Source organism: Enterococcus sp. HY326 (genome assembly GCF_026157065.1).
In the GTDB taxonomy this organism is placed as follows: Bacteria; Bacillota; Bacilli; order Lactobacillales; family Enterococcaceae; genus HY326.
Genome location: NZ_JANLGQ010000024.1, coordinates 1 through 3,033 on the forward strand (window position 1 = coordinate 1; position 3,033 = coordinate 3,033).

Below are 3,033 nucleotides of genomic sequence, written 5' to 3' on the forward strand. Positions count from 1 at the left end.
AATCCAATCATGCCAATCAAGCCAACTATGCCTAGTCCTGCGACCCAATAGTAAACCATCATTCATATTCCTCCGTTTCTTTCTCATTCTTTTTTTTTATCAACAGGTAGACCGTTACAGATAAGATGACCACCGCCCATCCAACCAAAAGCAAGATAAAGGGAGTGGTCAATTCCCCCGTTTGGGGGAGCTTTCCACCCGTTGTGCCTCCACCTGTTGAAGGTAGGGTATCTCTCCCGCTACTACTTGAAGAAGATGGCGTCGTACTGTCACTTGAAAAGCCGATACCTGCATCAGTTCCTAAGGAGTTCGATGTTCCACTTGCATGAACTGTCGGCAGTGTCACCAAACATAGACTCAACACTAAAAGAACTGTCCCCATAACTCGACCCAAACTTTTGCTCATTCATGCTCCTCCTTTGATCGGTCTTTTCTTATTCTTCTTTCTTTTCCGTATCTCAGCACTTCGTTGCTTTTTCCAACTCTTTCCCCTTATGACAAGATAAACAGTCAAACCAAAAGTGCCAATTGTAATCAAAATAGTTAAGATATAAAACCAAGAAGGTAAGGTCAACTTAAACACAGTCTCATCATTCATTTCTTTAGCCTTCTCAGCACTTATGGTAAATTCTTGTTCGAGTTCCCACTCGTGTAGATTACTTTGCGCACTGACTCGAGCAATATACGTACCACTTGGTATCGCATCTATTCCCCAATCGACCGGATAGGTAAACTGACTGTTAGGTGCAATCGATCCTTTGTTCATCGATTGTGTTTTTACAACCGCACCACTTTCTTTATCTACTATTTCAATCTTCATTGAAAAATCTGAAATGACCTGAGACTCAGGATTTTCAAACGTTAATCCAATCGTTTTTTGTAGCCTAAGGAGCTCTGGCTCAGCGCTAAGCAAATTCAATGTCTGTCCTCGGCTATAATCAACCGCTCCATCCCCAGACGCTATGATTCCAATTCTGTACGCATATTGACTGTTTACAGCGTCCGTCGATTCTTCTTCTGTCACCTTCTCAAAATAGACTGCTCCAATCTTTGCGCCTGTATAACTCTCGGCTGGAGGAGAAACCGTAAGCGTCACTTCCTTCGTCTCTTCTGGAGCTACCTCTATTTCGGTTTGATCAATAGACGTTATTTCTTCTAAGGAGTTCACTAATGTACTATTATTTTCTTTTCCAGCGACATAATCAATCGTGGCTTCTTCACTTGTGACAGCATTTGCGACATACACTTTAATTTTTACCGATTCAGATCCGGTTCCTGTCACTTTCACTTTTAATTCTTGTGGCTGGCCGGGTTCCGTTTTAATAAAGAAGAACGTTTTATTCTGATCAATTTGGGTATCGGGGCGTACAGCTTCGACCGAGAACCCTAACGGGTCTTCCGTATCTGCTGCATGAACTCTAGTAGGCATCAGAATAGTTATGAATAGGAAGAAAAAAAGAAGAACAAACGATTTCCATAGGTAGTTCACATGAATGGTTGAGTTTATTTTATACATAATTCCGTAGTACTCTCCTAATATTTTGTGATATAATTACATCTTGTTTTAGTTAAGTAAAAGAAACAAAATATAACGCCAATATGACAGCGTTTTTGATTATATTTTGACGGCGATTGACGGCTTATTCGAAAAGATAACCAATAAAATGATAACGCTATCATTTTATTGGTTATCAGCTTGTTTTCTTATTAAGGAATTTTTTAAGAAATATAAGTAGCTACTTTTTCTATTGTCTGTAAGCGTTGATCCATTAGAACATCTGAATACACATCTAATGTTAGTTGGGTAGATTTGTGTCCGAGTAATGCGCTAACTGTTGGAATATCTGAGAGTGCCTCAAGGCAACGCGTCGCAAAAGTGTGCCGTAACTGATGGAAATGGATATGCGTAAGACCTACCTTTTTTCTTATTTTATGAAAATAATTTGTAAGTAGTCTTGGTTCACAAGGACCATCATTGTTCGTAAATACCCATCTGGCTAGTTCACCATCTTGTCTATACTGTTTCAATTTCTCCCTTAGAAAAGGGGTCATAGGGATTACGCGAATTGAATTTTTAGTTTTCGCCCCATCAATGTGTATGTAAGTTTTAGCTGGTGTTTTCTTTTGATTTAGTATGCGTTGACAGGTTTTTGAAACCTGGATAATGTTTTTCTCAAAATCTATATCACACCATTCCAATGCTGCAATTTCACCTATTCGCATGCCCGTGTGCAGGGCAATCAATACCGGTAACCCTTTTTTTGCAGGTTCCTGACTCGCTGCTAAAGATAACCTTTTTTGTTCGGATAATGAGAGTGATGTCACTCGAGACCAATCTCTTCTTGGTAATTTTATGAGAGTCAAAAAGGTAGCATCACATTTTATGCGAGACAGTCCCGAGGACAATACTTGTTTAAACAATGTAAAGATAGACTGAATCGAACTCATGCTTAAATGATTATTTTGAAGCTCTTCAATATATAAATAGATACTTTCTTCGTTAATTTCGTATAATTTTTTGTGTTTGAAAATAGGTAGAATATACTTGTTTAATTTATAGTGATAATTGGAAAATGTCGTCCTCTTTACCCGCAATTCTATGCGTCTCAACCAAACAAGCGCCCATTCTTTAAATGTAAGACTAATTGTTGAACTAGGTTTTGGGACAGCAGGTTGATAACTCGTTTTAAATACATCCAATACCCGTTTTGTTTCTTCTCTGGTATTTCGATATACATAGCCGTATCGAATAGACCCATCTAACTTTCGCCCCTTAATGTATCTGCCTTCCCATCGACCATCTTTTCTATGATAAATATTTTCTCCTTGTCTACTCATTAAAAACACCCTTTCTGTTGTGTGACGGTTTATTCTACTAAATTGAAAATTGTCAGTAAAGAAGAAAAAAAAACGTATTGACAATAAATAACTGAGAATATATAATAAATAAGAAGAGAACTTTGATTAGAAATTGTAAGTTAACCAAAAATTCTTATTCTTAACTAAAACAAGATATATTTATAAAGTTAAAAT

3 protein-coding genes are annotated in these 3,033 nt (G+C 37.6%); all 3 read right to left on the reverse strand.

The genetic code is table 11. The features are described from left to right. Positions 1-58: 58 nt before the first annotated feature. The 3 genes from ORH16_RS18770 to ORH16_RS18780 all read right to left on the reverse strand — a co-directional run bounded on the left by ORH16_RS18770 (position 59) and on the right by ORH16_RS18780 (position 2,838). On the reverse strand, positions 59-406 hold the full coding sequence (locus ORH16_RS18770) for an LPXTG cell wall anchor domain-containing protein (protein WP_265460456.1): 348 nt from the start codon (positions 404-406) through the stop codon (positions 59-61). Next, the gene (locus ORH16_RS18775) at positions 407-1,516 is read right to left on the reverse strand and encodes a DUF916 and DUF3324 domain-containing protein (protein ID WP_265460457.1); all 1,110 of its coding nucleotides are present in this window, start codon (positions 1,514-1,516) and stop codon (positions 407-409) included. Positions 1,517-1,719: 203 nt separating this feature from the next. Then, positions 1,720-2,838: a tyrosine-type recombinase/integrase gene (locus ORH16_RS18780; protein WP_265460458.1), complete on the reverse strand. Its 1,119-nt coding sequence runs from the start codon at positions 2,836-2,838 to the stop codon at positions 1,720-1,722. Positions 2,839-3,033: the final 195 nt, after the last annotated feature.

Coding starts and splice junctions, on each gene's coding strand:
- ORH16_RS18775 (WP_265460457.1), bottom strand. CDS start 1,516: ATGTATAAAATAAACTCAACCATTCATGTGAACTACCTATGGAAATCG.
- ORH16_RS18770 (WP_265460456.1), bottom strand. CDS start 406: ATGAGCAAAAGTTTGGGTCGAGTTATGGGGACAGTTCTTTTAGTGTTG.
- ORH16_RS18780 (WP_265460458.1), bottom strand. CDS start 2,838: ATGAGTAGACAAGGAGAAAATATTTATCATAGAAAAGATGGTCGATGG.